The sequence below is a fragment of the Spectribacter hydrogenoxidans genome, assembly GCF_031846275.1.
Taxonomy (GTDB): Bacteria; Pseudomonadota; Gammaproteobacteria; order Nevskiales; family Salinisphaeraceae; genus Spectribacter; species Spectribacter hydrogenoxidans.
The window spans coordinates 1-24,400 of the sequence record NZ_JAVRIB010000024.1 but is presented as its reverse complement, the minus strand read 5'-3'; the positions used below and the strand labels follow the sequence as shown (position 1 = coordinate 24,400).

Below are 24,400 nucleotides of genomic sequence, written 5' to 3'. Positions count from 1 at the left end.
CCCTGGCCTTCGCGCTGGCGCTGGATGCCATCAGCAACCCCGGGCCCGCAGATTTCCAGCGCGCGGGCGGCAGCTCGCTGTGCAGCCTGCTGCCCATCGATCTTTCCGAGCTCTTGCGTCCGCCCCTGGTCTCGGGCCTGCTCCAGATCATCGCCGCCGACCTGCGCAGCGGCCTGCCAGACCCGCACCTGGCCCCCAACGAGCCGCCGCTGATGCCCTACGCGCGGGATGAGATCGAATAGTTGGATTCAAGCGAGCCGAATCCACCTCCGAGAGCGCGTCGCGGCTGGACCCCCCGATACTCGCCCGACAGGCGGCTAGGCAAGTAGCCCCGGCCAAAGATTCTCGTAAACCAGGAGGCCGCCAATGGCTATCGTCGCAACGGCGACCACCGCGTGCACGCTATTGAGCAGCCAGGTAAAGCGGCGGGCGCCGCGTAACGGGACGCTGATCGCCAGTGACAGTAGGGCCATGCCGGCGGTGGAGCCCAGCCCGAACAGCCCCACGTAGGCCAATCCCGCGCTCGGCGAGGCCAACGTGCCGAGCGTGAGCAGGATGAGCGCGGCGGATCCGGCCAGCCCATGCATCATGCCCACGCACAGCGCGCGGGCGGGGAAGCGGCGGGGATGGTCGTGTTCGTGATCCAGACCGTGCGGCGCCGGGTCGCCGGCGTGGGAATGGGCGTGGAAATGCACCCGGCCGTCACTGTGGCGGTGGGTATGAAAGTGGACGCGGTCGCGCACCATGCGGCGCAAGAGGTCCGCGCCCAGCACCAAGAGCATGGCGCCAACTGCGGCCTCCAGACCCTGGGCCAGACGCTCGGGCACCACGGTGTCCACAAACAGGACCACCGAGAATGCCAGAAACAGGGTGATGGTGTGTCCGAGGCCCCAGACCGCCCCCTGGAAGACCGCACCCCAGCCACCGTGGTTGCGGGTCGCCAGGGTGGCGACCGCCGCGACATGATCCGCCTCCAGGGCGTGACGCATTCCCAGGAAAAAGCCCAGTAACAGAATGCTGGTCATGCCGCGGCAACGCCGTTGGCGGCCAAGCGCGCGCGCAGCCAGTGGAACCACGCCTCCAGGCCCTGGCCGCCGGTGGAGGATAGCTGCAGGACCTCGATATCCGGATTGACCCGCCGGGCGTGGCTGATGCAGGCGTCGACGTCGAAGTCCACGTGGGGCAACAGGTCGATCTTGTTGAGCAGCATGAGGCTGGAGGCGCGGAACATATGCGGATACTTCAGCGGCTTGTCCGCGCCCTCGGTCACCGAGAGGATGGCGACCTTGGCCGCCTCGCCGAGGTCAAACAACGCGGGGCAGACCAGGTTGCCGACGTTTTCGACCAGCACCAGCGAATCCATGGGCGGGTCCAGGCGCTTGAGCGCCCCGCCCAGCATCTCCGCCTCCAGGTGGCAACCGGTGCCGGTGTTGACCTGCACGGTTTTGCAGCCGGTGGCGCGGATGCGCTCGGCGTCGAACAGGGTTTCCTGATCGCCCTCGACCACGCTGATCGGGATCTCCCCGGCCAGATCGCGGATGGTGCGTTCGAGCAGGGTGGTCTTGCCCGCGCCCGGCGAGCTCACCAGGTTCAGCGCCAGGATGTTGCGGCCTTCCAGCCAGCCGCGGTTGCGCTCGGCCAGCAGGTTGTTCTTGGCCAGCACGTCCTGCTCCAGTTCCACGGTGCTGCGGCGGCCGTGGTCGCGGTCCTGGTAATGGTGGGCGTGGCCATGATCATGGTCGCGGTGGTGATGGCCGTGCCCGTGCCCGTGCCCGTGATGATGGTGGTCGTGTTCGTGGTCGTGTTCGTGGTCGTGGTCGTCTCCGTGGTGGTGGTGCGCCGGCGCGCCAAGGGGGTGGACCTTGCCGGTGGCCAGGTCGGTGACGGTGGCGCGGGCGCCTTCGCCGCAGCCGCAGGTGGTGCACATCAGGCAGCCTCCTCTATTTCCATGGATTTCACTGTCAATTCCTCGCCCCCGCGGGGAGGCTCCAGGTTGCTGGAGCCGCAGCCGCACAGGCCCAGGATGTCGTTCATTTGCACTTGCGCGCCGCAATCGCGGCAGCGGCTGTGCGCGGGAATGCGGATAATGTCCAGGGCGGCGCCCTCCAACGGCGTGCCAGCAGCCACCACGTCGAAGCAAAACCGCATCGCATCGGCGGCCACGCAGGACAACGCACCCACGTGGACCGTGACCCGCAGTACCCGCGCGCGGCCGGCGCGTTCGCTACAGGCGTTGACGATGTTGCTGGTGACGGCGAGCTCATGCATGGCCGACCATCCCCGCGTCCAGCAAATCGGTCTGGAACAACCCAGCAAGCGGCTCGTCCCAGATAGCGTCCACCAACCGGCGCTTGAGCGCTGCGAAACGTTCGTGGTCGCCATCGCGTTCTTGCGCGGTGCCGCGGCGCTCGAGCAACGCATACAGCTCGTCAGGGACGAAATCCCCGCGCAAGCGCAGGGCGGCCACGGCGGCACCGTCGCCGACCTCCCATGAAAAACGCATGCTCGGATTGCAGCCGCCGACGGGCGCGCCCTCGACGCGGTAGCGCCCGCGTGAGGCGCAGGCGGTGACGTATTCCACCGCGTCGCGCACCCCGTCGCCGGGGTGGCCGCTGACGATGAAAAGCCGTTTGCGGTCCCACAGCCGTTGCCGCGACAGCGCCGCGCCGGCGGCTTGCAGCATGCGAAAACCCACCGCCACGCCGAACCAGGAGTCGCCGCGGTGGTATTCCAGAGCCTCTCCATAGCGCAGTGTCAGCCTCTCGCCGGCTTCGGCGATCTGCAGGCTTTGGCTGTGCACAGCCATCAGCAAATCCTCGGCAATTGCTCGCCCACCAGCATGTCGACGATGCGTTCGCCGCCGAAGGCGGTGTGCATGATCACGGTGGCCGCCGGTTTGGCGGAAATCTCGCCGATGACGGCGGCATCGGCGCCGGCCGGGTGCGCGCGCATGGCCGCCAGCGCCGCATCCGCTTTGGCCGCCGGCACCACCGCCACCAGCTTGCCCTCGTTGGCGAAGTAGAGCGGGTCCAGCCCCAGAATTTCCGAGACCCCCCGCACCGCTTCGCGCACGGGGATGGCCGGTTCGTCGAGGTTCACACAGACATCGGCGGCCTCGGCAAATTCGTTGCACACCGTGGCGATGCCGCCGCGGGTGGCGTCGCGCAGGCAGTGGACATCGGGGCAGGCTTGCAGCAGGGCCGCGATCAAACCGTGCAGGGGCTGGCTGTCGGATTCGATCGGCACGTCCAGGGCGAGGTCGTCGCGGGCGGCCAGTATGGCCACGCCGTGGTCACCGACGAAACCGTTGACCAGGACTTTGTCGCCCGGCTGCGCGCGTTCGGCGGCGATATGCACACCGGCCGGGACCACGCCCACCCCGGAGGTGTTGATGAACAGTTTATCGGCGGCCCCGCGGTGGACCACCTTGGTGTCGCCGGTGACGATGGCCACCCCGGCCGCCGCGGCGGCCGCTTGCATGGACGCGGCCACACGGCGCAGATCGCTGACGGGATAGCCCTCCTCCAGGATCACAGCGGCGGACAGGTACAACGGCCGCGCACCGGACACCGCCAGATCGTTGACCGTGCCATTGACCGCCAGGGCGCCGATGTCGCCGCCGGGGAAGAACAGCGGGTCGACCACGTAGGAATCGGTGGTGAACGCCAGGGTCTCGCCGGCGCGCGCCAGCTCGGAGAGGGGAAAACGGGCCTGGTCTTCCAGCGGCGCCAGGGCGGGATTGGCGAAGCTCCCGACGAAGACGTCGTCGATGAGATCGCGCATGGCCTTGCCGCCGCTGCCGTGGGCCAGGGTCACGGTCTCGCCGCGCACCTTGCCGCTGCGCGCGCGGATGCGCTGTTCGCTTTTGGCTGCCGGGTCGCTCATGCGCGTTGCTCGCTGCGCTGGCTGGCCGCCGCTTCGCGGTTTTTAAGTATCTCGGCCAAGTCGATGCGGCCGTAGTTATACACCGCGGCGCAGGCGCCTTCGGTGGAGACCATCAACGAGCCCAGCGGCGTCTCGGGCGTGCAGGCGGTGCCGAAGACCTTGCACTGCCAGGGTTTTATCGCGCCTTTCAAAACCTCGCCGCACTGGCAGGATTTGGGGTCGGCGATCTTGAGGTTGGGCAGCGAGTATTTGCGCTCGGCATCGAAGTGGGCGTAGGCGTCGCGCAGCCTGACGCCGGAGTGGTCGATGGAGCCCAGGCCCCGCCATTCGAAGAACTCCCGCAGCTCGAACACCCGGTGGACGGCCGTCAGGGCCGGGTTATTGCCGGCATCGGGCACCACGCGCTGGTATTGATTCTCCACCTCGCAGCGGCCCCCGGCGAGCTGTCGCAGCACCATCCACACCGATTGCAGGATGTCCAGCGGTTCGAAACCGGAGACCACCAAGGGCTTTTTATAGTGGCCGGAGATAAACTCGTAAGGCGCGCTGCCGATCACCATGCTCACGTGGCCCGGCCCCAAAAACCCGTCCAGGGTCAGCTCCGGCGAATCCAGGATGGCCTTGATGGTGGGGATGATGGTGATGTGGTTGCAGAACACCGAGAAGTTGTCGATGTCTTCGGCCTGGGCGCGCAGGATGGTGAACGCGGTGGAGGGCATGGTGGTCTCGAAGCCCAGGGCGAAGAACACCACCTCGCGGTCCGGGTTGTCGCGGGCGAGCTTCAAGGCGTCCATGGGCGAATAGACCATGCGCACGTCGGCGCCCTCGGCCTTGGCCTCGTTCAGGGATTTCCTGGAGCCGGGCACGCGCATGGCGTCGCCGAAGGTGGTGAAGATCACATTGGGGTGCTCGGCCAGCGCCACGCAGTCATCCACCCGGCCCATGGGCAGCACGCACACCGGGCAGCCGGGCCCGTGCACCAATTCGATGGCATCGGGCAGCATCTGCTCGATGCCGTACTTGAAAATCGAGTGGGTATGGCCGCCGCAGACCTCCATCAACTGAAGAGGACGTTTCTTGCAGATGGGGATCTGCGCCACCAGGGTTTCGATGTTCTTGACCAGCGCCCTGGCCTTGGCCGGATCGCGAAACTCGTCAACGAATTTCATGACAGATCTCCGCGATGGTCGGCGAGCAGGGTGTGCACCAGATCCCATAGGATGTGGTAGGTGGCGACGTGGACTTCCTGGATGCGGTGGATGCTGTCGGTGGCTACCGTCAGGCAGTGGTCTATGTCCTCGCTGGCTGCCATTGCGCCGCCGTCGCCGCCGCTGAAGCCGATGGTGGTCAGCCCCATTTCGCGAGCCTTGGCGTAGGCGCGCAGCAGGTTGGCCGAGTTGCCGCTGGTGGAAAAGCCCACCAGCCCGTCGCCGGCGCGGCCGTAGGCGATGACCTGGCGCACGAACACATGGTCAAAACCCACGTCGTTGCCCACCGCGGTCATCATGGCGTCGTCGGCGACCAGGTTGACCGCGGTCAGCGCGGGCCGGCCCGCGGTGATGGGGTGCAAAAACTCCACCGCGAAATGGGCGGCGTCGCAGCTCGAACCGCCGTTGCCCATGGAAAACATGCGACCGTTGCGTTGATACACCGCGGCGATGGCGCGGGCGGCGGCCACCACCGCCGGGCCGTTGTCGGCGAAAAACCGCTGCTTGACCTCCACGCTGTGGTCGGCCTTTTGACGCACGGATTCAAGCAGGGCGTCGTCGACCGCGCTCGGGTCTTGTTCGCCGCCGTGCAAAAACGGATAGAGCGCGCGCAACTGGTCTTGGTCACCGTCCATTGTTCAAGTCTCCGCGGCCTGCATGGCGTCCATCTCCTCCTGCATCTCGCCGAGTTCCTGGAGCAATTGCAGGGTCTTGATCGCCTCGTTCTCGTCGATGCGGCTCATGGCGAAACCCACATGCACGAGCACCCATTCGCCGACGCAATCCGCGTGGCTGCGCCCTTCGCCGACCACGCAGGAGATGTTCACCGCGCGCCGGATGCCGCCGATCTCCACCGTGGCGGTGTCGGTGGCGGTGTCCACCACGTCCACAATCTGGCCGGGTATGCCTACACACACTGGTTCATCCTCCTGGCTGTTTGTGGCTCGGCTTCTGTTTTCCCCTGTTCCCGCGGCGGAGGGGGCAAAGACCGCGCGGCGGCGACCGCCGCCTGCCCGAGGCTCAAGCCGCCGTCGTTGGCCGGCACGCGTTCATGGCGCAACACTCGCCAACCCTTGCATTCAAGCAAACCAATCAACGTCTCGGTCAGCGCCGCGTTCTGGAACACCCCGCCGGATAACGCGACGCGCCGTGTGATCGCTGGCCCATGCAGTTCCGCCAAGTGCGTGACCATGGCTGCCAGCGCGTGGGCCAGGCCGGTGTGGAAGCGCGCGGCGATCACCCCGGTGCGAACGCCGGCCGCGACATCGGCCAGCAGGGCGGGCCAGAGCGGGCCGGGATCCAGCCGCGGCAAGCCTTCGATTGTCGTGATCGTAAGGGGATAACCGCGCACTTCGCGCAGGGCATCACCGTCGATCGCAGCCTCCAGTTCGATGGCGGCCTGGCCCTCGTAGTTCGTCGTCTGGCATACGCCCGCAATGGCGGCCACGGCGTCGAACAGCCGGCCGACCGAGGTGGTCACGGGGCTGTTGAAGCCGGCGTCGATCATCGCGCCCAGGGTGTCCAGCGGCTTGTCCGCCAGCCCTGAGAAAAATGCCAACCCGCCGTATTCCCTGGCCAGCGCCGGCCAGTCGCCGGTCTGGCGCAACCATGCATAGGCCATGCGCCAGGGCTGGCGGATGGCGGCGGCGGCGCCGGGCATGGCCACGGGCGCCAGCGATGCCAGGCGCCGATAGCCGCGATATTCGGCGAGCAGGAATTCCCCGCCCCAGAGGCTGCCATCGTCGCCATAGCCGTTGCCGTCCAGCGTGATGCCGAGCGCTGGCGGCGCATCCAGTGCCACGCCGTTGTCCGCGAGGCAGGCGGCGAGGTGGGCGTGGTGGTGCTGGACCTCGAACAGAGGCAGGCCGCCCGCTTCGCTGTACTCGCGGCCGATTTTGCTGGGAAGGTATTCGGGGTGGCCGTCGACAGCCAGCGCCTGCGGTCGGTGGCCAAACAACCTGAGATACAGCGCCAGCGTATCGCGGTAGGCGTGGTTGGCGGCGGCATTTTCCAGGTCGCCGAGGTGTTGCGAGAGGATCGCGGCGCCATCCTTGAGCAGGCAAAAGGTATTTTTAAGCTCACCGCCGCAGGCCAGTACCTCTGGCGCCTGCGCGAACCCAGCCGGCAAGGCCAAGGGCGCCGGCGCATAGCCGCGGGCGCGGCGGATCGGCGCCGGGTGCCCGGCGATGACGCGCAACACCGAATCATCCACGCGGTTGACCACCTCGCGGTCGTGCAGCAGGAAAGCGTCGGCGATATCGGCCAGGCGCGCGCGGGCCTCGTCGTTACCGATGCACTGGGGCTGCTCCGAGCGGTTGCCGCTGGTGAGCACGATGGGATCGTCGAGTTGGCCCATGAGCAGGTGATGCAAGGGGCTGTAGGCGAGCATGAACCCGTAACAGCGCTGCTTGGGGGCGACCGCCTCGGCCAGGCGTTCGCGGCCGTTGGCCGGTAGCAACAGGATGGGTGCGGCAGGGCTTTGCAATGCTTGCCGCTCGACGTCGGCCAAAGCGCAATAGCGGCGGATCATGGCGACATCGCGCGCCATCAGGGCGAAGGGCTTGGCATGGCGATGCTTGCGCCGGCGCAGCCGCGCCACCGCGGCGTCGTTGCTGGCGTCCACGGCCAGGTGGATGCCGCCGATGCCCTTGATCGCGACGATGGCGCCGCTGCGCAGCAGCGCCGCGGCGGCGCGAACCGCATCGTCCCCGGCCGCGGCTTCGCAGCCCTCGCTGTCTTCGAGCCACAGCCGGGGGCCGCAGTCGGAGCAAGCATTGGGCTGGGCATGGAAGCGCCGGTCGGCCGGGTCTTCATATTCGGCGCGGCAATCCGCGCAGAGGTCAAACCCGGCCATGCTCGTGTTGGCGCGGTCGTAGGGGATGGCGGTGACGATCGACAAGCGTGGGCCGCAATGGGTGCAGTTGGTAAACGCGTAGCCGTGGCGGCGGTCGCGCGGGTCGTGGACTTCGTCCAGGCAGGCCGCGCAGGTGGCGGCATCCGCGGCCACCCCGGTATGCACCTCGCCGCCGGCGCTGGCGGCGATGGTGAAATCCGCCGCCGTTGTCTCGCCGACCAGCGGCATGCATTCCAGCGCGTCGATTCGGGCCAACGGTGGGGTCTCGGTGCGCAGTCGCTCCAGGAACCGGGCGCGGGCTGCCCGGCCGCCCCAGGCGTGGATCAGCACCCCCTGGGCATCATTGCGTACCTCGCCCGCGAGTCCGCATTCGCGGGCCAGGCGCCAGACGGTGGGCCGAAAGCCAACGCCTTGCACCAAACCCCGCGCGCGGATCGCCACCCCGCCGCGGGATCCTCCCGCGGCGGCGGCGTCAGCGGCGGGCAAGGGCTCAGAAATTGTAGCCAATGCCGGTTCCGAGGATGATTGTATCCAGTTCCAGCTCGTCGTCGAGGGCCGGGTTCGCGCCGACCTCCACGTCTGCCTCCACCGTGGAATACTTGATGGTGCCGTTGAGGAATACGTGTTGGGTGAGATAATGATCGACCCCGATTTCGGCGACATAGCCGAGGGAATCATCGACCTCGACATCCAGCGCGTCCAGCAGCCCGCTTTCGTCGGAGAACACAAAGTACTCGACGCCCGCGCCTGCATAAACCCTGGTGTTGCCGCTATTCCATAAGTACCACTGCAGCGAAAATATCGGCGGCAATACATCCACCGAGCCCAAGGATCCCCCGGTAGTGCCGGACTCCACTTCGACATTGGTGGTGGTCGCCAGCACGTTTATCGCCAGAGTCGGGGTTAGGAAATAGCTCACCTCCACGGCCAAGTCATATTGGTCGTCGACGTCCAGATCCAGGGCGTCGGATTCGGCGTCGAAGGCCAGGTAGATCGCGGTGGTGCGGACCTGCCACGGGCAATTGCTGGTGGCATCTGTCGCGCGCACGTTCTCCGCTTGCGCCAGTGCCGTACCGGCCCAGCAAGCGCAGAGCAGCCCCGCCAGGATTGTCGATTTACGGGGATACAGTCGTTTGTCCATGATTATCCTCCTGCTTGGTTGCCTCACTGGGCGCCCACTGCCAGTCACATCGACCGGATGCGCAGGTAGCGCTTGAGATCCGGCAGGCTGACTACGAACAGGTAGCCAACCGCGAGTACGCCGATCCCGATCAGTGCCAGCATGATGATGGAAAAAATGGTCCAGCCACTCATGTCAATCCTCCTGGAGCCGCATGGCTCCCGTGTTGTGACGTATCGTAGGGGCGATATGCCCCCGGTTCCTGCGGCGACCGCCATTCGTCCAGCAGCGCCTGGATTTCGGCGACCGCCTCGTCAACCGCGGCTGCCACCGCTGCGCTCAGGCCCATGTGCCCGGCTTCGCCGCCGAGGTCATCGGGTTCGCAGCCGACCAGCACCACCCGCGGGCGCCGCGCGCCGATGGTCGCGATCAAATCCAATACCCGCTTCGGGTCCATGGCGTGCGGCGACACCAGGCCGGCCGCCGGGCCGTCTTCTCGCCGGTTATCGAAGTCGGGTTCGATGGTGTAGACCGTCCCCGGGGCGTTGCCGCGCTGCATGGTGTCGGCCAGCACGGCGAGGTCATAACCGTCGGTCAGCGCATAGCCCAGATCCATGCCGCGGATGCCGAAATCCACCACATCCACGCTATCTGGCAGTTCGCAGCGGCCCAGCCGTTGGGCCACTTCGCAGCCGAAGCCGTCGTCGCCCATGAAGATGTTGCCGATGCCGGCGACCAGGGCCTTCATGCGCGCAACCCCTCGAGCTCGGCGGGTTCGATTTCGTCGGGGGAGAAGAAAAATCGATGGCCGGGCATGCGTTCCATGCCCAGGTGACGCCCCGGGTCGTCTTCAACCACGACGGCCACGTGCACCTGGTCCTCGAAGTCGCGTTCGATGGCTTCGATGACCGCGATCTTGTCCTTGAGCACCAGATCCATGACATCGCCGCCCGGTTTCGGGCGTAGCCGCACCCGATCGCCGACCTTCAGTGCGGTCGCGCCGTTGCTGTAATAGGCCAGTTGCGGCCCGCGCACTTCCGGTTCCAGCGGATTGGCCTGCGCGCCGAGTCCGGAGTCCCCAGCCCCGCGGCCCGGGCCCGCATCTCCAGCCCCGGGTTCCGGGTCACCAGTCCCGTCCTTTCGCAACACCCCGTGCATGCGCATGAAATCGCTCTTGCCGAGGCCTTCGGTGCGCGCCAGCAACGCCGCGGCGCGGGGGTCGGTGGCCGCCATCTCGGCCTTTTCCTGGTCGGTCATGGCCAGGATGTTCAGGCTCAGGATTTCGTCGATCTCGGTGGCGTCGAACAAATCGCCGGGGCTCTCGGGGGCCACCTGCGGGTAGTCATAGAGGATGATGGGCGAGGCCAGCAGTATGTCGCGCGCGCCGGGCTCGCCCACCAGCACCGGATAGGCGCCCTGGTTGTCGCAGGCCCGCGCCGCGGCGGCCAGCGCCCCCGGCGGATCCATCAGTGAGACGAATGCGCCGCCTTCCACCGCCAGGATGGTGTGGGTGGAGGCGAAGGAATACGGGCTTGCGTCCTCGCGGTTGCCGAGAGCATCGCCGTCGATGCGGCTGTTGTTCTCGATGCGCACGGTGACGCGGTGGGCGGATTCGCCAACGGTTTCCGCTGCCACACTGACCCGGCCCGCCAGCCCGGCCTTGCTTCGCTCCAGCACAGCCTGGATTGGTCCGTCGCCTGCGGCCAGGGGCTCGACCTCGCGCTCGGCCTCGAAACCGAAGTCCAGGCGCGTCGGGGTCGCCAGCAGGTCTGCCAGCCGGCAGTCGGCCACCGACACGTCGCGCTCCACCGCCTCCTGCCAGGACTGGAAACGCTCACCGCCCACCGTGAGCGAGTCCACCGGCCGGTAGGCGGGTTTGCCCGCCGGCGGCCAGGCGTCCAGGGCTTGCCGCAGCTCGCCCACTTGCCGTTGCACCGGCTGCAAAAAGCGCAGCCGGATCTCCAGGCGGGCGTGCGCGCCGCCCTCGATCAGGCACTGGGTTTGCATCTGCCAGGGATCGGCGCCGCCGCTCGCGTCGAACCAGGCGCGCGGGTAGACGCCGCCGAAGGTCCAGCGCTGGCGATTTTTGGTGGAGGTCGCGCGGTAGGGATAGAGGATATAGCCCTCGTAGAGCACCGCGTCGACCACCGGCTGCACCTTGGCCAGGTTCACGAGGCTTCCCGGTTCGCGTTCGGCAACAGGCTGGTCAGGGCCTCGTCAAAGCCGGTGTAGCCGTGCCGGCGCTTGTACTCGTACAGCGCCTCGAAGACCTGGCGGTTGAGGCACAACCAACTGCGGTTGGGGTAGTAGGCCTCCATCATGTCCTGCCAGGTTTCGATCGGCAGGCGGAAGCTGGCCTCGGCCTGCCAGGAAATCATGTCCATGGCCAGCGCGCCGCTGGCATCTCGGTAAAACACCGAGCCGGAGAAAAGGAACAACAGCGGCGCCTTGCCGTACTCCAGGGCGTGGAAGTACTTGGTCGCGCCGAGGTTGAAGTCGAAGCTGCAGGGCACGGGCAGGTCCACCTGGCACTCGCGTTCGAACGCCGGCACGCCGATGTGGCTGTGGGTCCAGAGCATGCTGTGCAGGGTCTGGCCCCAGCGCTCCGGCGCGCCGAAAAGATCGGTCAGACGCGGTTGCTCCGTTTCCTTGTAGATGCGCTTTTTGGCGTCGATGCGGATCTGGCATTGCAGGCTGATGCTATGGATGGGCACCGGGTCATCGCCCTGCGCGATCGCCAGTTTGAAATACAAGGTCGGGCTGGCGGCGTGCCTGGCCGGTTCCGCGTCGAGGATGTTGAATGCGAGTTCGGGCATCAGTGACTGGTCTCCTCGCGCAAGGCGGCGAAAAACGTCTGGATGGCCTCGCCCACCGCCGCACCGCCCGACAGGCCGTGCCAATTGCTGCGGATCTGGCCCACCAGTTCGTAGCAGCGGTCGATGGGCACGCGGTAGTACTCGCGCGCGTCTTGCACCCGGTTGACCAGCAACGCCTCCACGTCGGGTTCCAGTTCGGCCAGCACCGGGTTGGCGGCGGCGAGGTCGTCCCAGGCGTCCAGGTCCAGGGCCGATTCGGTGGGGCCGGCGGGGCCGGGATACATGGCCAGCACGCGATTTTGGTTGCCGGAGTGGAAGAAAAACGCCAGGTTGATGGGGATCAGAAACGCATCCCACTGGGCGCCGGACAGGTCGAAATCGGCCAGACGCGAGGCGCGCCGCGGCACCCGCTTGTAGCGCACCGCATCGGGGCTGTCGAACAGCAGCGCGCAGGGCGGGCAGGCGCACAGGAGCCGGTGGCTGGCGGGTTCGATCAAGTGCGAATGCGCGGGCGCGATGTCCGCTTCGCAAAGCTCGCAGCGCTCGGCGACGGGCTTATCCGTGCCCAGGAAGGTTCGCAGTTGCGCGACCCAGTTGGCCTTGGAGGGCTGCGGGAAAGCTTCCACGGTTCACCTAGGCATCAGCCCGCCCGGGCGATGGCGGAGATCGGCACATAGACCTCCTGAGCGCCGCTGGCGGTTTCCAGACCGTCGATCACCAGGTCGGTGGCGTCCGGCGCCATGTCGAGCAGGGTTTCCTCGATTTCCCGGCGCAGCACCTCTGCCGACGGCCGGTTGGATTTCTGGCCGCTGGCGGTGAGGGTCACCCGCACAGCCCCGTTCGCCACCCCCGCCAACTCGGCGCGTACGCCCTGGACGGCCAGGTGGGGGCGCAGGCGATCCAGCGCCTGGCCGGCGCGGGTGGCTAGGTCGTCCGGATGAAGGTCGTGGAGCAGCAGCAGACCGCGGACCCTGGGATTGGCGGCCAGCTTGGGCGGCAGGGTGTCGGCGGGTTGGGCGCCGGCCTCGCCGATCAGCGACATCAATTCCGACAGCGCCATGCCGTGCATCTCGATCACGACCTGTACCAATTCGCGCGCCGCATCGGCGGCCGCCGGCTCGCCCACACCATCGAGCGCGGCGAGCAGCCCCTGCAGGCGCGCGACCTGGCCGTCGAAGTCCTCGCCGCCGCGACTCACGAGCTGTCGTCCTCACCCTCATCCGGCTGCGGGGCGCCAAAGCCGCCGTTGCTCGGCGCGTGGGTGGTCTTGAGCACCTTGCCGTTACCCAGGTACATGTGCACGCCGCAGGGCAGGCAGGGGTCGAAGCTGCGCACCGCGCGCATGATGTCGATGCCCTTGAACTTGTCGGGACCGTTTTCCTCGAAGATGGGGGTGTTCTGCACCGCGTCCTCGTAGGGGCCCGGGGTGCCGTAGACGTCGCGCGGGTTTGCGTTCCACGGTGTCGGCGGGTAGGGATGGTAGTTGGCGATCTTGCCGTCCCTGATCACCAGGTGGTGGGAGAGCACCCCGCGCACCGCCTCGTGGAAGCCGCAGCCGAAGCCCTCGTCCGGGACCTTGAAATCGTTCCATGTCTTGGTGTTACCGGCCTGCAACTCGGCCAGCGCCTTGTCCATGAAGTGCAGGGCGCAGCAGGCGGCATAGGCCTGGAAATAGGTGCGGGCGCGGTCGCGCTCGATGGCGTTGGACCATTTCGGCACCTTCCACTCCAGCTCCATGTCCGGTTTCAACGCGGTCTCCGGCAAATACATCCTTACGCTGTTGCCGGTGGCCTTGAGGTAGCCGATGTCCACCTTGCCCGCCAACGCGGTGGCCCACAGCCGCGCCAGCGCGCCGCCGCCGGTGTCCAGCGCCAGATGGTCGCCTGTGCGCTGGTCGAGCCAGCGCGGCGACATCACCCAGGAGTACTTGTCGTCGAAGTTGCGCTTCTGCGGGCGCGGGATGGTGGTCTGGTTCCAGGGGTGGTTGATGTCGATGTCGTTGCCCAGCGGGTCCTTGGAGATGAACTTGTCGCGGTTCTGCCAATCCTCGTAATAGGAGCTGCCCAGCAGGATGCGCATGTTGACGTTGATATCCACCAGGTTGGTGGTCACCAGTTCGTCGTCGACGACCACGCCGGGGGTCACGAACATGTGGTTGCCCCATTCCTCCATGTTCTTGTAGTTGTAGTCGCAGTAATCCGGGTCGTTGAACGCGCCCCAGCAGCCCAGCAGGACGCGCCGACGGCCGACCTCTTCGTAGCCGGGCATGGCCTCGTAGAAGAAGTCGAACAGATCATCGTGCAGCGGCACGCAGCGCTTCATGAACTCGACGTACTTCTGCAACCGCACCAGGTAATCGGTGAACAACTGCACCGTGGGCACGGTGCCCACCCCGCCCGGATACAGTGTGGAGGGATGCACGTGGCGGCCTTCCATCAGGATGATCATCTCGCGGGTATAACGCGACACGTCCAGCGTTTCGCGGTAGAACTCACCCTCGAAGGGGTTGAGCGCGGTCATGATGTCGGCGATGGTCTTGTAACCATGCTTGTCGGCGTTGGGCGCCTCGGTTTTCTGGGCCTGCTCCCACACGCCTGGATTGGTTTCCTTGACCATCTGCGCGCAAAAATCTACCCCGGCCAGGTTGTCGTTGAAAATGTTGTGATCGAACATGTACTCGGCCGCCTCGCCGAGGTTGATGATCCATTCCGCGATGGGCGGCGGCTTGACCCCGTAGGCCATGTTCTGGGCGTAGATGGAACACACGGCGTGGTTGTCGCCGCAGATGCCGCAGATGCGGCTGGTGATGAAGTGGGCGTCGCGCGGGTCCTTGTTCTTCATGAACACGGAATAGCCGCGGAAGATCGACGAGGTGGACCAGCACTTGGCCACCTCGCGGTTGTCGAAATCGATCTTGGTGTAGATGCCCAGGGAACCGACGATGCGGCTGATCGGATCCCAGTTCATGTCGATGAGGTTGCCGCGGTCGGATTTCTCGCGGGTTTGCTCGGTGACGTCGCGTTCGGTGGTGGCCATGGCCTGCGTCCTCCTGCGGTACGATTCTTCGGGGCCGGAGCGGTCGCGATCAGCGCCGCACTTCCGGGGGCGGGTTGGTGGTCAGTTCATTGCGGTTGTGGCGCCAGCCTGGCTCCTTGTTCAGCGTCTCCACGGTGAAGCCGCGCAACCACTTGATGAGGTTGCCGTAGGGCTTGACCAGCCGCGAGGACACCACACTTCCCGGCGGCGCGTCCATGTGCGGCATGAACTTGTCGGGGTAACCGGGCATGGTGCAGCCGATGCAGATGCCGCCCACGTTGGGGCAGCCGCCGATGCCGTCCATCCAGCCACGCTTGGGCACATTGCATTGCACCACCGGGCCCCAGCAGCCGAGCTTGACCAGGCATTCCGGCTGGCCGTATTCGCTGGCGAAGTTGGCCTCTTCGTAATAGCCGCCACGGTCGCAACCATCGTGGACCGTCTTGCCGAACAGCCAGGTCGGACGACCGAGATCGTCGACCGGGATCATCGGCGCCAGCCCCGCGAGCTGGCGCAATAGATACAGCACCGTCTCCATGAAGTTATCCGGCTGCACCGGGCAGCCCGGCACGTTGACCACCGGCAGGCCGGCCTTGGACTTCCAGTCCCAGCCGAGGTAGTCGTTCACCCCCATGCAGCCGGTGACGTTGCCCTGCATGGCGTGGATGCCGCCGAAGCAGGCGCAGGTACCGCAGGCCACCACCCCCAGCGCCTTGGGCGCCAGGCGGTCCAGCCATTCGGGGATGGTGATCGGCTCGCCGGTGGACGGGTCGTTGCCCATATAGGCCCAGTAGCCGTCGCCGCTCAGGTTTTCGTTGGGGATGGAGCCTTCCATCACCAGCACGAAGGGGATCTCGTCGCGTTCGGCCTGGTGCCAGTAGTGCATCAGCTCGTCGCCGTTCTCGTAGGCCAGATCCGGGTTGTGCAGATGCACCTTCGGCAAGCCGGGGATGGCGCCGAGCACCACGTCCTCGACGCTGGGCAACGTCGCGGCGGTGACGGAGATGGAATCGCCGTCGCAGCTCATGCCGTCGTTGATCCAGATGATGTGGACCTCTTCCAGGTCCGGTTTGCGCAGAATTTCCCGCCCGAAGGGAGCGCCGTTTGATTCCGCCATGGTTGCCTCCTGACCGGTGGCCGCGGGTCCGTGTGCCCAATGCACGTCCAGACCCTGCTGCCTGGTTGTCCAGCCTGTTTTGTACAGGAGGGGGCGCGGGCCGCCTAGGCGGTCGGCACCCTAGGTAGTACCACCCAAGGGTTTTCCCGATACCGGGCTGTGTGGCGCTACCGGCGCGTGTGGGCCGCGCAAAGAAAAAGAACAAAACCGCAGATTACACAGATTGACGCAGATTACCTGGCTGGCGAACGGGATAACGCCGACTGAACCTGCCTGTTAAAATCTGTGTACATCTGCGCAATCTGCGGTTCCCTCTTTTTCTTCTTTTTCTTCTTCTTCCGAGTCCCGAGCCCTCACAAATGCAGTTCGTGCGCGCCGCACAGCACCGCCATGGTGATCAACTCGGTCAATGAATGCGCCTGCATTTTGAGCATGACCCGGTCGCGATGGTGCTCAACGGTGCGGGGGCTGATCCGAAGCTGGCGCGCGACTTCCTTGTTCGACAGGTCGGAAACCACGAGCTGCAACACCTGTCGCTCGCGCGGTGACAGACAGGCATAGCGTTCGGTCACGACGGCCTTTTCCCGGTAGAGTTCGCGGTTGCGGGCGTCCTGTTCGAGCGCTTGCGCGACGCTGTCCAGGAGCCGCTTCTCGCGAATCGGCTTTTCCAGAAAATCGAACGCGCCGGCTTTTAGCGCGTCCACGGCGGCGGCCACGTCGCCGTGGCCGGTGACGAAGAGGATGGGAAGATACATCCGCCGTTCGCGCATCGTCCGCTGCAGTTTCAGACCATCCATGTCCGGCATGCGCAGGTCCGTGAGCAGGCAGCCGGGCTGCCCGGGGTCGAAGTCGTCGAGGAATGCGCGCGCCGATGGATAGGTGACCACCGCCAGCCCCGATACCCGCAGATTGCGTGCCAGAGCCTCCAGAAAGCGGCGGTCATCGTCGACCGCGCGGACGATCGGGTCAATAGGCATTGTCACCGTCCGGCGGGAGAGTGAACTGCAGGCGTGCGCCGCCGCCGGGGTCATTGCAAGCCCACAGCCGGCCGCCGTGGGCTTCGACAATGCCGCGGCTGATGGCCAGACCCATACCCAGGCCGTTCTTGCTGGTGAAAAACGGCTCGAACATGCGGTTTGCCACAGTCCTGTCCACTCCCGGTCCGGTGTCTTCCACCGCGATGCGGACATCATTGGCTGGCCCGGTGTCTGCGCGAATGGTCACCCGGCGCGGACAGCAGTCTGCCCCGATCGCCTCGACGGCGTTATGCACGAGGTTGACCAGCACCTGTTCGATCTGGACCGCGACTACGCCTACGCGGGGCAGGCTGTCGGCCAGATCGATGCGTAGTTCCACATCGTGGTCTCTGGCGTCGGTTTCAATCAGGGTGGCCACCTCGGTGATCAGGTCGGCCACGGCGCAGACCCGGCGTTGCTCGTCACCCTTGCGCAGAAAACCCCGCAGGTGGCGGACGATCTCGCTGGCATAAGAAGCCGCTTCGGTGGCCTGCGCAAGCGCCGCCGCGAACTCGCAGTCCCGCATCGAGCCCGTGTTGAGCAGCGCCAGCGCCGTCTCGCAATTGAGCATCACCGTGCCCAGGGGCTGATTCAGTTCATGGGCCAGACTGGCTGCCAGCTCCCCGGCTGCGTGCCTGCGCGCCGCAAGACTAAGCTCGGCCTGGAGTTGCCGCGCGTCCTGCGCGGCCTGCGCGTCCCGGGAGATGTCGAGCAGGATCGAGCGGCAAGCACCGTGCTCGCCTTGCGGGCCGGCTTCGCGCAGGCTTTGCAGACGCAACCGCAGTTGCCGGCCCTGACGGTTTTTGATCCGCAGTTCCTGCGCCTCGCCGAGCCCGCTGGCCCGCAACCGGTGGCGGTGATCTTCGAACAACGGCTTGTCATCTTGGGTAACCCAGCGCGAAAACGGCTTGCCCGCCAGCCACTGCGCCGGCCAGCCGAGCATGGCCGCCCCCGACTGATTGATTCGCACGATGGCGCCGGCGCCGTCCAGTTGCATATAGCCGGTGGGCGCGTGCTCGAATAGATCCGCGAAATCCGCGGTGCCGGGCGCGACGGCCGGGCGTTCGTTCAAAAGCTGGCCGTCGCCCGCGCCCAAGCCGGGCACATAACGAGTCCACTTTCCGGCCCGTATTTTTTTTGCAGCGACCATGGCGCGCCCCGGCTGCTCACGTGGCTTACGTTCGCACCCTTGTATAACACGGACGCCGGCCTCGCGCCAAGCCGCCCTCAGCCCTTTTTCCCCGCGGCGGGTAGGTAAGCGCGTCCGCGTGACCCGGGCAATCGGTTAGAATGCTTACCCGTGATTCTTCGAGGGCGCCCATGCACTGGCCGCGGCATTTTCTGGGCCTGCCTCTGCACCCCATGCTGGTGCATTTTCCCCTGGCGTTCTGGCTCGCGCTGCCGATTTTAGACCTGGCCGCGCTGGTTTACGGTATCCAGCCCTGGTGGGGCCTGGCCCTGGGCGTAAATGCGGTGGCTGTGGTCATTGGCCTTGCCGCGCTGATAAGCGGGCTGCTGGAGTACGTCCACCTGTCGGAATCCGGCAGCAATGACGTGCGTCTGGCCGCCCGCCACGGCGTGCGTACCACCGTGGTGTGGTGCGTGATGACCTTGAAGCTGGCGGTGGCCAGCTTCGCCAGCCCGGGCGCGTCGTTCATCGCGGCCTGTCTGGCGGTGGATCTGCTGGCCTGCGCTTTGCTGTTGCAGGCGGCGTTCTTCGGCACCCGAATCACTTATGGGAGCTACGGGCGCTGACCCGGAACCGGGCAGGCGGCGCCAGCGAACATGCTATGGTGCCCGCCCAAGGAACCCAGCGACGGGCACTCGCATCGGAATGCAGGACAGGCAGCAAGAACCGTCCCAGGCGCCAGACCCGCGCCTGGTTGCCGCCTTTGAACAGGCGTTGGTCAATCTGGAAGCGGCGCGTAGCTTTGGCAAGGTCATCCACCAGAATCGCGTGCTGGCCCAGGCCCAGAAGCTCTTGCAAAGTGGCGCCGGGGTCGCGCAGCTCTACGCCGCCGCCCCGCGCTTTGCGGCAGCGGGGTTGTTCGCCGGTGGGGACTGGGCAGATCCGGACAAGCTGCAAACAGCCCTGGTGCGCGGCACCCTCCAGGGAGGCGGCCCCAATGCGACCGCGGAGATGCTCAGCGAGCTGCGGCTGCTGGCGATCGCCACCGGCGCCCTGACCGACCCGCGCCTGGACGCCGGCGCGGCGCGTGCCTATCTCGAACAGGTACTGGCCAACAATCTGGACATGCTCGTACCGGCCGCCACCGAGGCCGCACGCGAACAGGGCGGGGTGGTGGCCGGCCGGGTGCGGAGGCTGTTCGAATTCATCATCGACGTCCTCGGCGCGGGCGGCATTCTCGGCGCGCTGCTGTTCGAGGTCGAGCGCGTGCTGTTGCAACGTCCGATCATGACCCAGCGGGTCGAGTCCCTGTTGCGCGCGGCGCGCCGCGCGCTGGACGAGGTGGGCGAGGATGACCAGACGGTGGCCCAGGCCCGTTATTTCATCGCGGCCCTGTATGGGCCCAGCGAGCGCGCCGGCGGTGTTGCGCCGGACGATTACGCGGCCCTGCTGGCGGGACTGGATGGCGAGGCGTTGGCGCAGGAGGCGCGCCAGTTCGGCGCCTCCATGCGCCGCACCGGCCTGGTGGCGCCCCAGCACGCGAGCTTGTTGCGCCATCTGGTGGATCAGGCGCCCGAGCTGTTGGCGGAGGCGCTGGGCCTGGACCGGGTGGGCCAGGTCAGCCTGCTGGAGTTTCCGGAGCTGATCGCCGACATCATCCGCTTCGCCGTCACCCCGCAGACGGCGCGCTGCATCTACGGACTGTCCCGGATGCTGGCCGGCGGTATCCTGTTCTTCCCACCGGTGCCGCCGGTTTTCAGTCGCTTGATGCTGTTGCCCGTCCACCCCAGGGTCGGGGCGCTGCTGACCTCGGCCAGCGGCTACGCGCGGCCGCCGTCCCCCAACGTGCTGCTGCTGGCGGGGGTGATTTCGGTACTGGGCCAGCCGCGCGGGGTGGACCAGGGCCACAATCCCACCTGCCAGGCGGGGCGGGCCATCAGCATGTGGGCGCAAAACGACATCGGCTTTTTGCTCGAAGCTGTCGCCCACGCTGCCCGCGACGATGAGCTGGTCATGCACTTCGAGGGCGAGGCCCTGAATTCCGGGGCGCTGGCGTTCGGGCTGGCCACCCAGCTGCACACGGAGCTGGATGCGGTGTCGTTGGTCCTCACCCCGCACCTGGACCGCCTGTACATGGAGATGAGCCGGCGTACCATCCACCGCCCCGGCGACGGCCACCGCTGGGTCAACCCGGAGTTCCACGGCTGGTGGGTCTACCGCGGTTTCGCCGAACTGATGGACGGCAAGGGCGCGGTGCGCGGCTGCGACGACTTCATCCGCGGCTTTTACGCAGCGTATCATCCGGTCTACAACGGTGGCCGGAGCCTGGTCTACGTACAGCCCTGCGGCATCGCGGTCACCAACCACGAAGCCAGCTTCGTGGGCTGGCACGCGATCGCCATCCAGCGCGTGGGTCTGGACCCAAGCGGCGCATGGCGGGTGTATTTCCTCAACCCCAACCGCGACAAGGGCCAGAACTGGGGCCTGGGGGTGCGGACTTCGACCAATGATTGCGGCGAATGCGAGGGCGAATCCTCGCTACCCTTCGAGCAGTTTGCCTCGCGCTTGTACGTCTACCATTACGAGGAACGCGAGCACGGCGACACCGCCGCTACAAACCTGCCAAGCGTGCGGCGGCGGCGTCCGGATCATCGCCGCGATCGAGGATCCCGCGGTGATCAAGAAGATACTTGACCATCTGGATCGACAGGGCGCCCTGCCACTGGCGAACCATCAACCGGTGGCGCGCGCGCCACCCGTCCCACAGCTTGTTCCGATTCTGCATTGACGCTTCGGCGCCGTTGACTCACACGACGGCAAGGTTGAGTTCGTGCCGGCGTTGAGGATGCGGCCTTCTGAGGCGCTCAGGGGTTGATTCTGACCGTATCGCGCGCCTGCCGCGCGCAGATTGGCTCAGCACTGGGAGAGACAACGCCCCCACATTGCCCCAAAGCCTGACACGAACTATGATCAGCTACTCGGGAAAGGGCGTTTGTTGTTCCTATACTCCGATGTTTTTTTCCACCGCCACCCGCCCCAGATAGGCGAATAACGGCCTGGGTAACTGCGAAAACAAGTTGCCGGCCCAGGGCTTGAAGCGCTTGGTATCCACCCCACGGGGCCACAGCCGCAGGTCACTGAACCCGTGCTCCGAAAGGAATTCGGAAAAGGCCGGTGTGCTGACCAGGGTATGCGCAGCCGGCTGGTGGAAGCGGCGCAACACGCCGTAACCGGTGCGCACCGGGAGCACCCCCAGGCGTGCGTGGATATACTCGGGAAACTTGGTATGAAACGAGGTCGTAAAACACCAGCCGTGGCGCAGGCAAAAAGCCCTGGCCGCGAGCCCGCAAGGGCCTTCGGTGGCGATATGCACGGCGTCCGGGCGCCAGGCTAGCAGCCGGCGCGCCGTACCGAGGTAGGGCGCGGCCGCCAGTCTGATTTCCGGATAGCTCGGCATTGGCACGGTCAGGAACAGGCCCGGGTGGATCACCCCCACGTCATGGCCGGCGGCCTCCAGTTCCCCAACCACGGAACTCAAGGTAGTGACCACGCCGTTGATTTGCGGCGCCCAAGCGTCGGTGACCAGAGCAATTTTTTGCATCGTCTCGACCGGTTCAAGCCCTTGCATACCATCAGGCCCGTTTGTAACGCCGCGATGACAGCAACGCTACAAACGGATTACGGTGTTGGCGCTAGGGCGTTGCTGAACGCTATCCGCGCGAGCGCTAAAACTGGCTGGGTAGCCGCAGGAGCTGGGTCTCGCCGTTGGAGTCGTCTACGCCGTCGTTGTCGTTGACGACATAGGCGTTGCCCTGGGCGTCCACGGCCAGGCCTTCGAGTTTTTCCAGCACCAGCCCGCCGGTGTCCTGCAAGTCGGGGATCAGGTCCCGCACGAAGGTCTTGCCGACCAGCGGAAAGGCGGGCGTGCCCGTGGCCGGATCGGCAGCCGGCGTCAGGCCCCCGACCGAGAAGCGGTACAGGCGCTTGATCTCGGCGTCCGGGCCCGCCTGATTGTCGCGTTCGATGACCGCGAACTCGGTGGCGGACAAGGCCGCCATATCCGCCAGTGCCACCCAGCCGCCGTTGGCCGAGGCCGGCGTTTCGATCGGGTAGTAGTAGAAGCTCCAGCTTTCGCCGGCGACGTCGTAGCGGCCGATACGCACGCGGTTGTCGGGGTCGTCCACCCACTCGCGCTGGAACGCGACGTACACGGTCTCGTTTTCCCCGGCGCCGGTAACCGCCACGCCCTCAAAGCCGTGGCGCCGCTGGCGGGCCTCGGTGGTCGCGGGCAGGCGTACCACGTCGCTGATGTTGCCATCGGCATCCACTTGCACCAACAGGTTGGGCGACTCAATGGGCCGCGTCGCGTCATCCACCGAGCCCGAGCCTTCCGAGACCACCCAGAAGCCGCCGTCGGCGCGGGTGGTAATGCCTTCCAGATCCAGGTTGACGGTGCCGTCCGCGTTGACCAGGTCGGCGTCGAAATCCGCGTCCACCGCCGCCAGCAGGTCGTTGCTATCGTTGAGCACGATTTCGCTGTTAATGGTGGCTGGCGCGGGGCTCAGGTCCATGCCGTAAATGCGGCTGTTGGCGTAATAGCTGTCGTGGACGCCGAAGGCGGTCGACGCATCGCCGCCGAGCAGGGCCAAGCCCGACAGCGCGCCCCAGGGGATGGGCGTGCCGTCGCCGCGATCGGCTGAGACGACCGTTGGATACGTCGGATCGCCGTCAGCGAACTGGTAAATGCTCAGAATCGAGCGGAAGCCATCCTCGCGCGAGTCTTCCTCGCTGGCGGTTATAAACAAATTGCGGGATTCGATGGTCAGCAGCCCCTCCGGTCCGACCCCGGACGGCAGGGTTTGCACGAACTCAGGATCGCCCGCGCCGTCGTAGCGGTAGACGAAGACCACGCTGGAACGTTCCGAACCCACGAACAGGTAAGCGGTACCGCCGTAAACGCCGGTAGTTACGTTTTCCGGCTCGTTGCCCTTGTTTCCGGAGCGGTCCTCCGGGTAGTGGCCGAGCCGCGTGACTGTGTGTTCCAGCAGGTTGCCGGAGGTAAACACCACGCTGACATCGGTATCGAAGATGGTAAAGCTGCGGCTGCCGCCGTCCAGATCGCCCTCGTCGGCGGTGGCGAATAAGCCGCTGCCCAACCAGGCCACGCCGTCGGGCTCGCGCGGCACGTCGCTTAGGCTGCTGTCGAGTTCGATCAGATCGTTCTCGTTGCTGTCGATTTGCAGCAGGCCGGCCGCGCCGGCGCTGAAACTGCCGGTCACCATGCCGGTCGCCAGATCCACCAGGGCCAGGCCGTTGTTTTCTTGCAGGGTGACCACGGCGAGGTTGTCGGCGTTGATGTCGACGTACTCCGGCTCGGGGTCGCTGTTGAAGCGCAGGCCCGGCAACCCCGTTAACGGCAGGTTGCTGGCGGTCCAGTTGGCCGGGTCGCTATCGCTTAGATCCACCACCACCAGATAACCCGCGGGAAGCTGTGGGATCTGGCCGCCATTCTCGTCCTCGTCGCGTTCATTTTCGATGGCGATGGCCGCGTACTGACCATCGGGGCTAATGGCCACGGCGTCGGGCTGACCGCCGAGGACGATTTCGCGCACCGCGGCCTGGCTGGCCACGTCGATGACTATCAGCACACCGCTGGGGTTGTCGAAATCCGGTGAGGTGTCGACCGCGGCCAGGGCGTAGGAATTTCCCAGTACCGCGACCGAGGTGGGCTCGCCGCCGACCGGGACGGTGCCCAGGGCGGTCGGGTTCTGCGGGTCGCTGATATCGACGAAGCCGATGTTCTCGCCTTCGCCGTCGGTATAGACCAGGGTCATGCCATCGGCAGTGGCCGAGACAATTTCGGCCACCGTCTCGGTGGCGATACTGGTGTTGCGAAACACCGGGAAGTTGGCCACGCGCTGGAAGCTTCCGTTGACGGCCTCGCCGCCGCCATTGCCAGCGCTGTCGTTGCTGCTGCCCCCGCAGCCGACCAGCATCGCCGCCAACCACAGGGCGACCATGACCCGGCTAAGCAGCGTGAACACATTGCGCGGCCGGCGCAGCCGACACAGGTAACAGGTTTTCATGCGCTACCCCCAAAAACACGAGGCGCCCCAACGGCGCCCGCTTGCCAGCCATCCTAGCGAGGCAATGCGGCAGATTTATTGCAACGCCGGACAGTTTGGCGCGCAGCACGGCCTGCCAGCCGGGGTGTATGTT

General features: G+C 66.3%; 24 protein-coding genes and 1 pseudogene. 3 read left to right on the top strand and 22 right to left on the bottom strand.

The genetic code is table 11. The annotated features are described in order from the left end of the window. A pseudogene (locus RM532_RS15175) lies at positions 1-242 on the top strand (lipase); the annotation flags it as partial. Between the two features lie 75 nt (positions 243-317). Here RM532_RS15175 and RM532_RS15170 read toward each other — a convergent pair. The 20 genes from RM532_RS15170 to RM532_RS15075 form a co-directional block, all read right to left on the bottom strand. Further along, a complete protein-coding gene (locus RM532_RS15170; protein WP_311654187.1) occupies positions 318-1,025 on the bottom strand; it encodes a HoxN/HupN/NixA family nickel/cobalt transporter in 708 nt (235 codons plus the stop codon). Continuing rightward, positions 1,022-1,927, bottom strand: coding sequence for a hydrogenase nickel incorporation protein HypB (hypB, locus tag RM532_RS15165; RefSeq protein WP_311654186.1), 906 nt, complete (start codon positions 1,925-1,927; stop codon positions 1,022-1,024). The genes RM532_RS15170 and hypB overlap by 4 nt, the downstream gene beginning before the upstream one ends. Continuing rightward, positions 1,927-2,268: a hydrogenase maturation nickel metallochaperone HypA/HybF gene (locus tag RM532_RS15160; protein ID WP_311654185.1), complete on the bottom strand. Its 342-nt coding sequence runs from the start codon at positions 2,266-2,268 to the stop codon at positions 1,927-1,929. The genes hypB and RM532_RS15160 overlap by 1 nt, the downstream gene beginning before the upstream one ends. Further along, positions 2,261-2,806 (bottom strand): hypothetical protein, encoded by a 546-nt coding sequence (locus tag RM532_RS15155; RefSeq protein ID WP_311654184.1) that lies wholly within the window; start codon positions 2,804-2,806, stop codon positions 2,261-2,263. Before RM532_RS15155 ends, RM532_RS15160 begins: the two co-directional genes overlap by 8 nt. Further along, positions 2,806-3,885: a hydrogenase expression/formation protein HypE gene (hypE, locus tag RM532_RS15150; RefSeq protein ID WP_311654183.1), complete on the bottom strand. Its 1,080-nt coding sequence runs from the start codon at positions 3,883-3,885 to the stop codon at positions 2,806-2,808. Before hypE ends, RM532_RS15155 begins: the two co-directional genes overlap by 1 nt. Then, positions 3,882-5,054 carry a hydrogenase formation protein HypD gene (gene hypD / locus RM532_RS15145; protein ID WP_311654182.1) on the bottom strand — a complete coding sequence of 391 codons (1,173 nt, stop codon included), beginning with the start codon at positions 5,052-5,054 and terminating at the stop codon, positions 3,882-3,884. Before hypD ends, hypE begins: the two co-directional genes overlap by 4 nt. Continuing rightward, positions 5,051-5,728, bottom strand: coding sequence for a D-sedoheptulose-7-phosphate isomerase (locus tag RM532_RS15140; RefSeq protein ID WP_311654181.1), 678 nt, complete (start codon positions 5,726-5,728; stop codon positions 5,051-5,053). Before RM532_RS15140 ends, hypD begins: the two co-directional genes overlap by 4 nt. A gap of 3 nt (positions 5,729-5,731) precedes the next feature. After that, a complete protein-coding gene (locus tag RM532_RS15135) occupies positions 5,732-6,010 on the bottom strand; it encodes a HypC/HybG/HupF family hydrogenase formation chaperone (protein WP_311654180.1) in 279 nt (92 codons plus the stop codon). After that, positions 6,001-8,388 carry a carbamoyltransferase HypF gene (gene hypF, locus RM532_RS15130; RefSeq protein ID WP_311654179.1) on the bottom strand — a complete coding sequence of 796 codons (2,388 nt, stop codon included), beginning with the start codon at positions 8,386-8,388 and terminating at the stop codon, positions 6,001-6,003. The genes RM532_RS15135 and hypF overlap by 10 nt, the downstream gene beginning before the upstream one ends. Positions 8,389-8,437: 49 nt before the next feature. Then, on the bottom strand, positions 8,438-9,088 hold the full coding sequence (locus tag RM532_RS15125; protein ID WP_311654178.1) for an OmpW/AlkL family protein: 651 nt from the start codon (positions 9,086-9,088) through the stop codon (positions 8,438-8,440). 44 nt (positions 9,089-9,132) lie between these two features. Then, positions 9,133-9,261: a DUF6893 family small protein gene (locus tag RM532_RS15120; protein ID WP_311654177.1), complete on the bottom strand. Its 129-nt coding sequence runs from the start codon at positions 9,259-9,261 to the stop codon at positions 9,133-9,135. Continuing rightward, entirely contained in the window at positions 9,258-9,815 is a 558-nt protein-coding gene (locus RM532_RS15115; RefSeq protein WP_311654176.1) for a hydrogenase maturation protease, read from the bottom strand. Before RM532_RS15115 ends, RM532_RS15120 begins: the two co-directional genes overlap by 4 nt. After that, the gene (locus RM532_RS15110; protein ID WP_311654175.1) at positions 9,812-11,239 is read right to left on the bottom strand and encodes a hypothetical protein; all 1,428 of its coding nucleotides are present in this window, start codon (positions 11,237-11,239) and stop codon (positions 9,812-9,814) included. The genes RM532_RS15115 and RM532_RS15110 overlap by 4 nt, the downstream gene beginning before the upstream one ends. Then, on the bottom strand, positions 11,236-11,883 hold the full coding sequence (locus RM532_RS15105; protein WP_311654174.1) for a DUF6084 family protein: 648 nt from the start codon (positions 11,881-11,883) through the stop codon (positions 11,236-11,238). Before RM532_RS15105 ends, RM532_RS15110 begins: the two co-directional genes overlap by 4 nt. Next, positions 11,883-12,509, bottom strand: a complete 627-nt coding sequence (locus RM532_RS15100; RefSeq protein WP_311654173.1) for a DUF5947 family protein — start codon at positions 12,507-12,509, stop codon at positions 11,883-11,885. Before RM532_RS15100 ends, RM532_RS15105 begins: the two co-directional genes overlap by 1 nt. A 14-nt stretch (positions 12,510-12,523) precedes the next feature. Next, positions 12,524-13,081 carry a hypothetical protein gene (locus RM532_RS15095; RefSeq protein WP_311654172.1) on the bottom strand — a complete coding sequence of 186 codons (558 nt, stop codon included), beginning with the start codon at positions 13,079-13,081 and terminating at the stop codon, positions 12,524-12,526. Next, a complete protein-coding gene (locus RM532_RS15090; protein ID WP_311654171.1) occupies positions 13,078-14,919 on the bottom strand; it encodes a nickel-dependent hydrogenase large subunit in 1,842 nt (613 codons plus the stop codon). Before RM532_RS15090 ends, RM532_RS15095 begins: the two co-directional genes overlap by 4 nt. Positions 14,920-14,968: 49 nt before the next feature. After that, positions 14,969-16,036, bottom strand: coding sequence for an NADH-quinone oxidoreductase subunit B family protein (locus RM532_RS15085; protein ID WP_311654170.1), 1,068 nt, complete (start codon positions 16,034-16,036; stop codon positions 14,969-14,971). 353 nt (positions 16,037-16,389) lie between these two features. Further along, the gene (locus tag RM532_RS15080; RefSeq protein WP_311654169.1) at positions 16,390-17,067 is read right to left on the bottom strand and encodes a response regulator transcription factor; all 678 of its coding nucleotides are present in this window, start codon (positions 17,065-17,067) and stop codon (positions 16,390-16,392) included. Next, positions 17,003-18,124, bottom strand: a complete 1,122-nt coding sequence (locus RM532_RS15075; RefSeq protein ID WP_311654168.1) for a sensor histidine kinase — start codon at positions 18,122-18,124, stop codon at positions 17,003-17,005. The genes RM532_RS15080 and RM532_RS15075 overlap by 65 nt, the downstream gene beginning before the upstream one ends. A 248-nt stretch (positions 18,125-18,372) precedes the next feature. On the opposite strand from RM532_RS15075, the gene RM532_RS15070 reads away from it, so the two are divergent. Continuing rightward, positions 18,373-18,807 carry a DUF2231 domain-containing protein gene (locus tag RM532_RS15070; RefSeq protein WP_311654167.1) on the top strand — a complete coding sequence of 145 codons (435 nt, stop codon included), beginning with the start codon at positions 18,373-18,375 and terminating at the stop codon, positions 18,805-18,807. Positions 18,808-18,886: 79 nt separating this feature from the next. Continuing rightward, positions 18,887-20,875 (top strand): hypothetical protein, encoded by a 1,989-nt coding sequence (locus RM532_RS15065; protein ID WP_311654166.1) that lies wholly within the window; start codon positions 18,887-18,889, stop codon positions 20,873-20,875. Between the two features lie 307 nt (positions 20,876-21,182). On the opposite strand, the gene RM532_RS15060 is transcribed toward RM532_RS15065, so the two are convergent. Both RM532_RS15060 and RM532_RS15055 read right to left on the bottom strand, forming a co-directional pair. Further along, a complete protein-coding gene (locus RM532_RS15060) occupies positions 21,183-21,809 on the bottom strand; it encodes a glycosyltransferase (RefSeq protein ID WP_311654165.1) in 627 nt (208 codons plus the stop codon). Between the two features lie 97 nt (positions 21,810-21,906). After that, positions 21,907-24,267, bottom strand: a complete 2,361-nt coding sequence (locus tag RM532_RS15055) for an esterase-like activity of phytase family protein (RefSeq protein ID WP_311654164.1) — start codon at positions 24,265-24,267, stop codon at positions 21,907-21,909. Positions 24,268-24,400 lie beyond the last annotated feature (133 nt).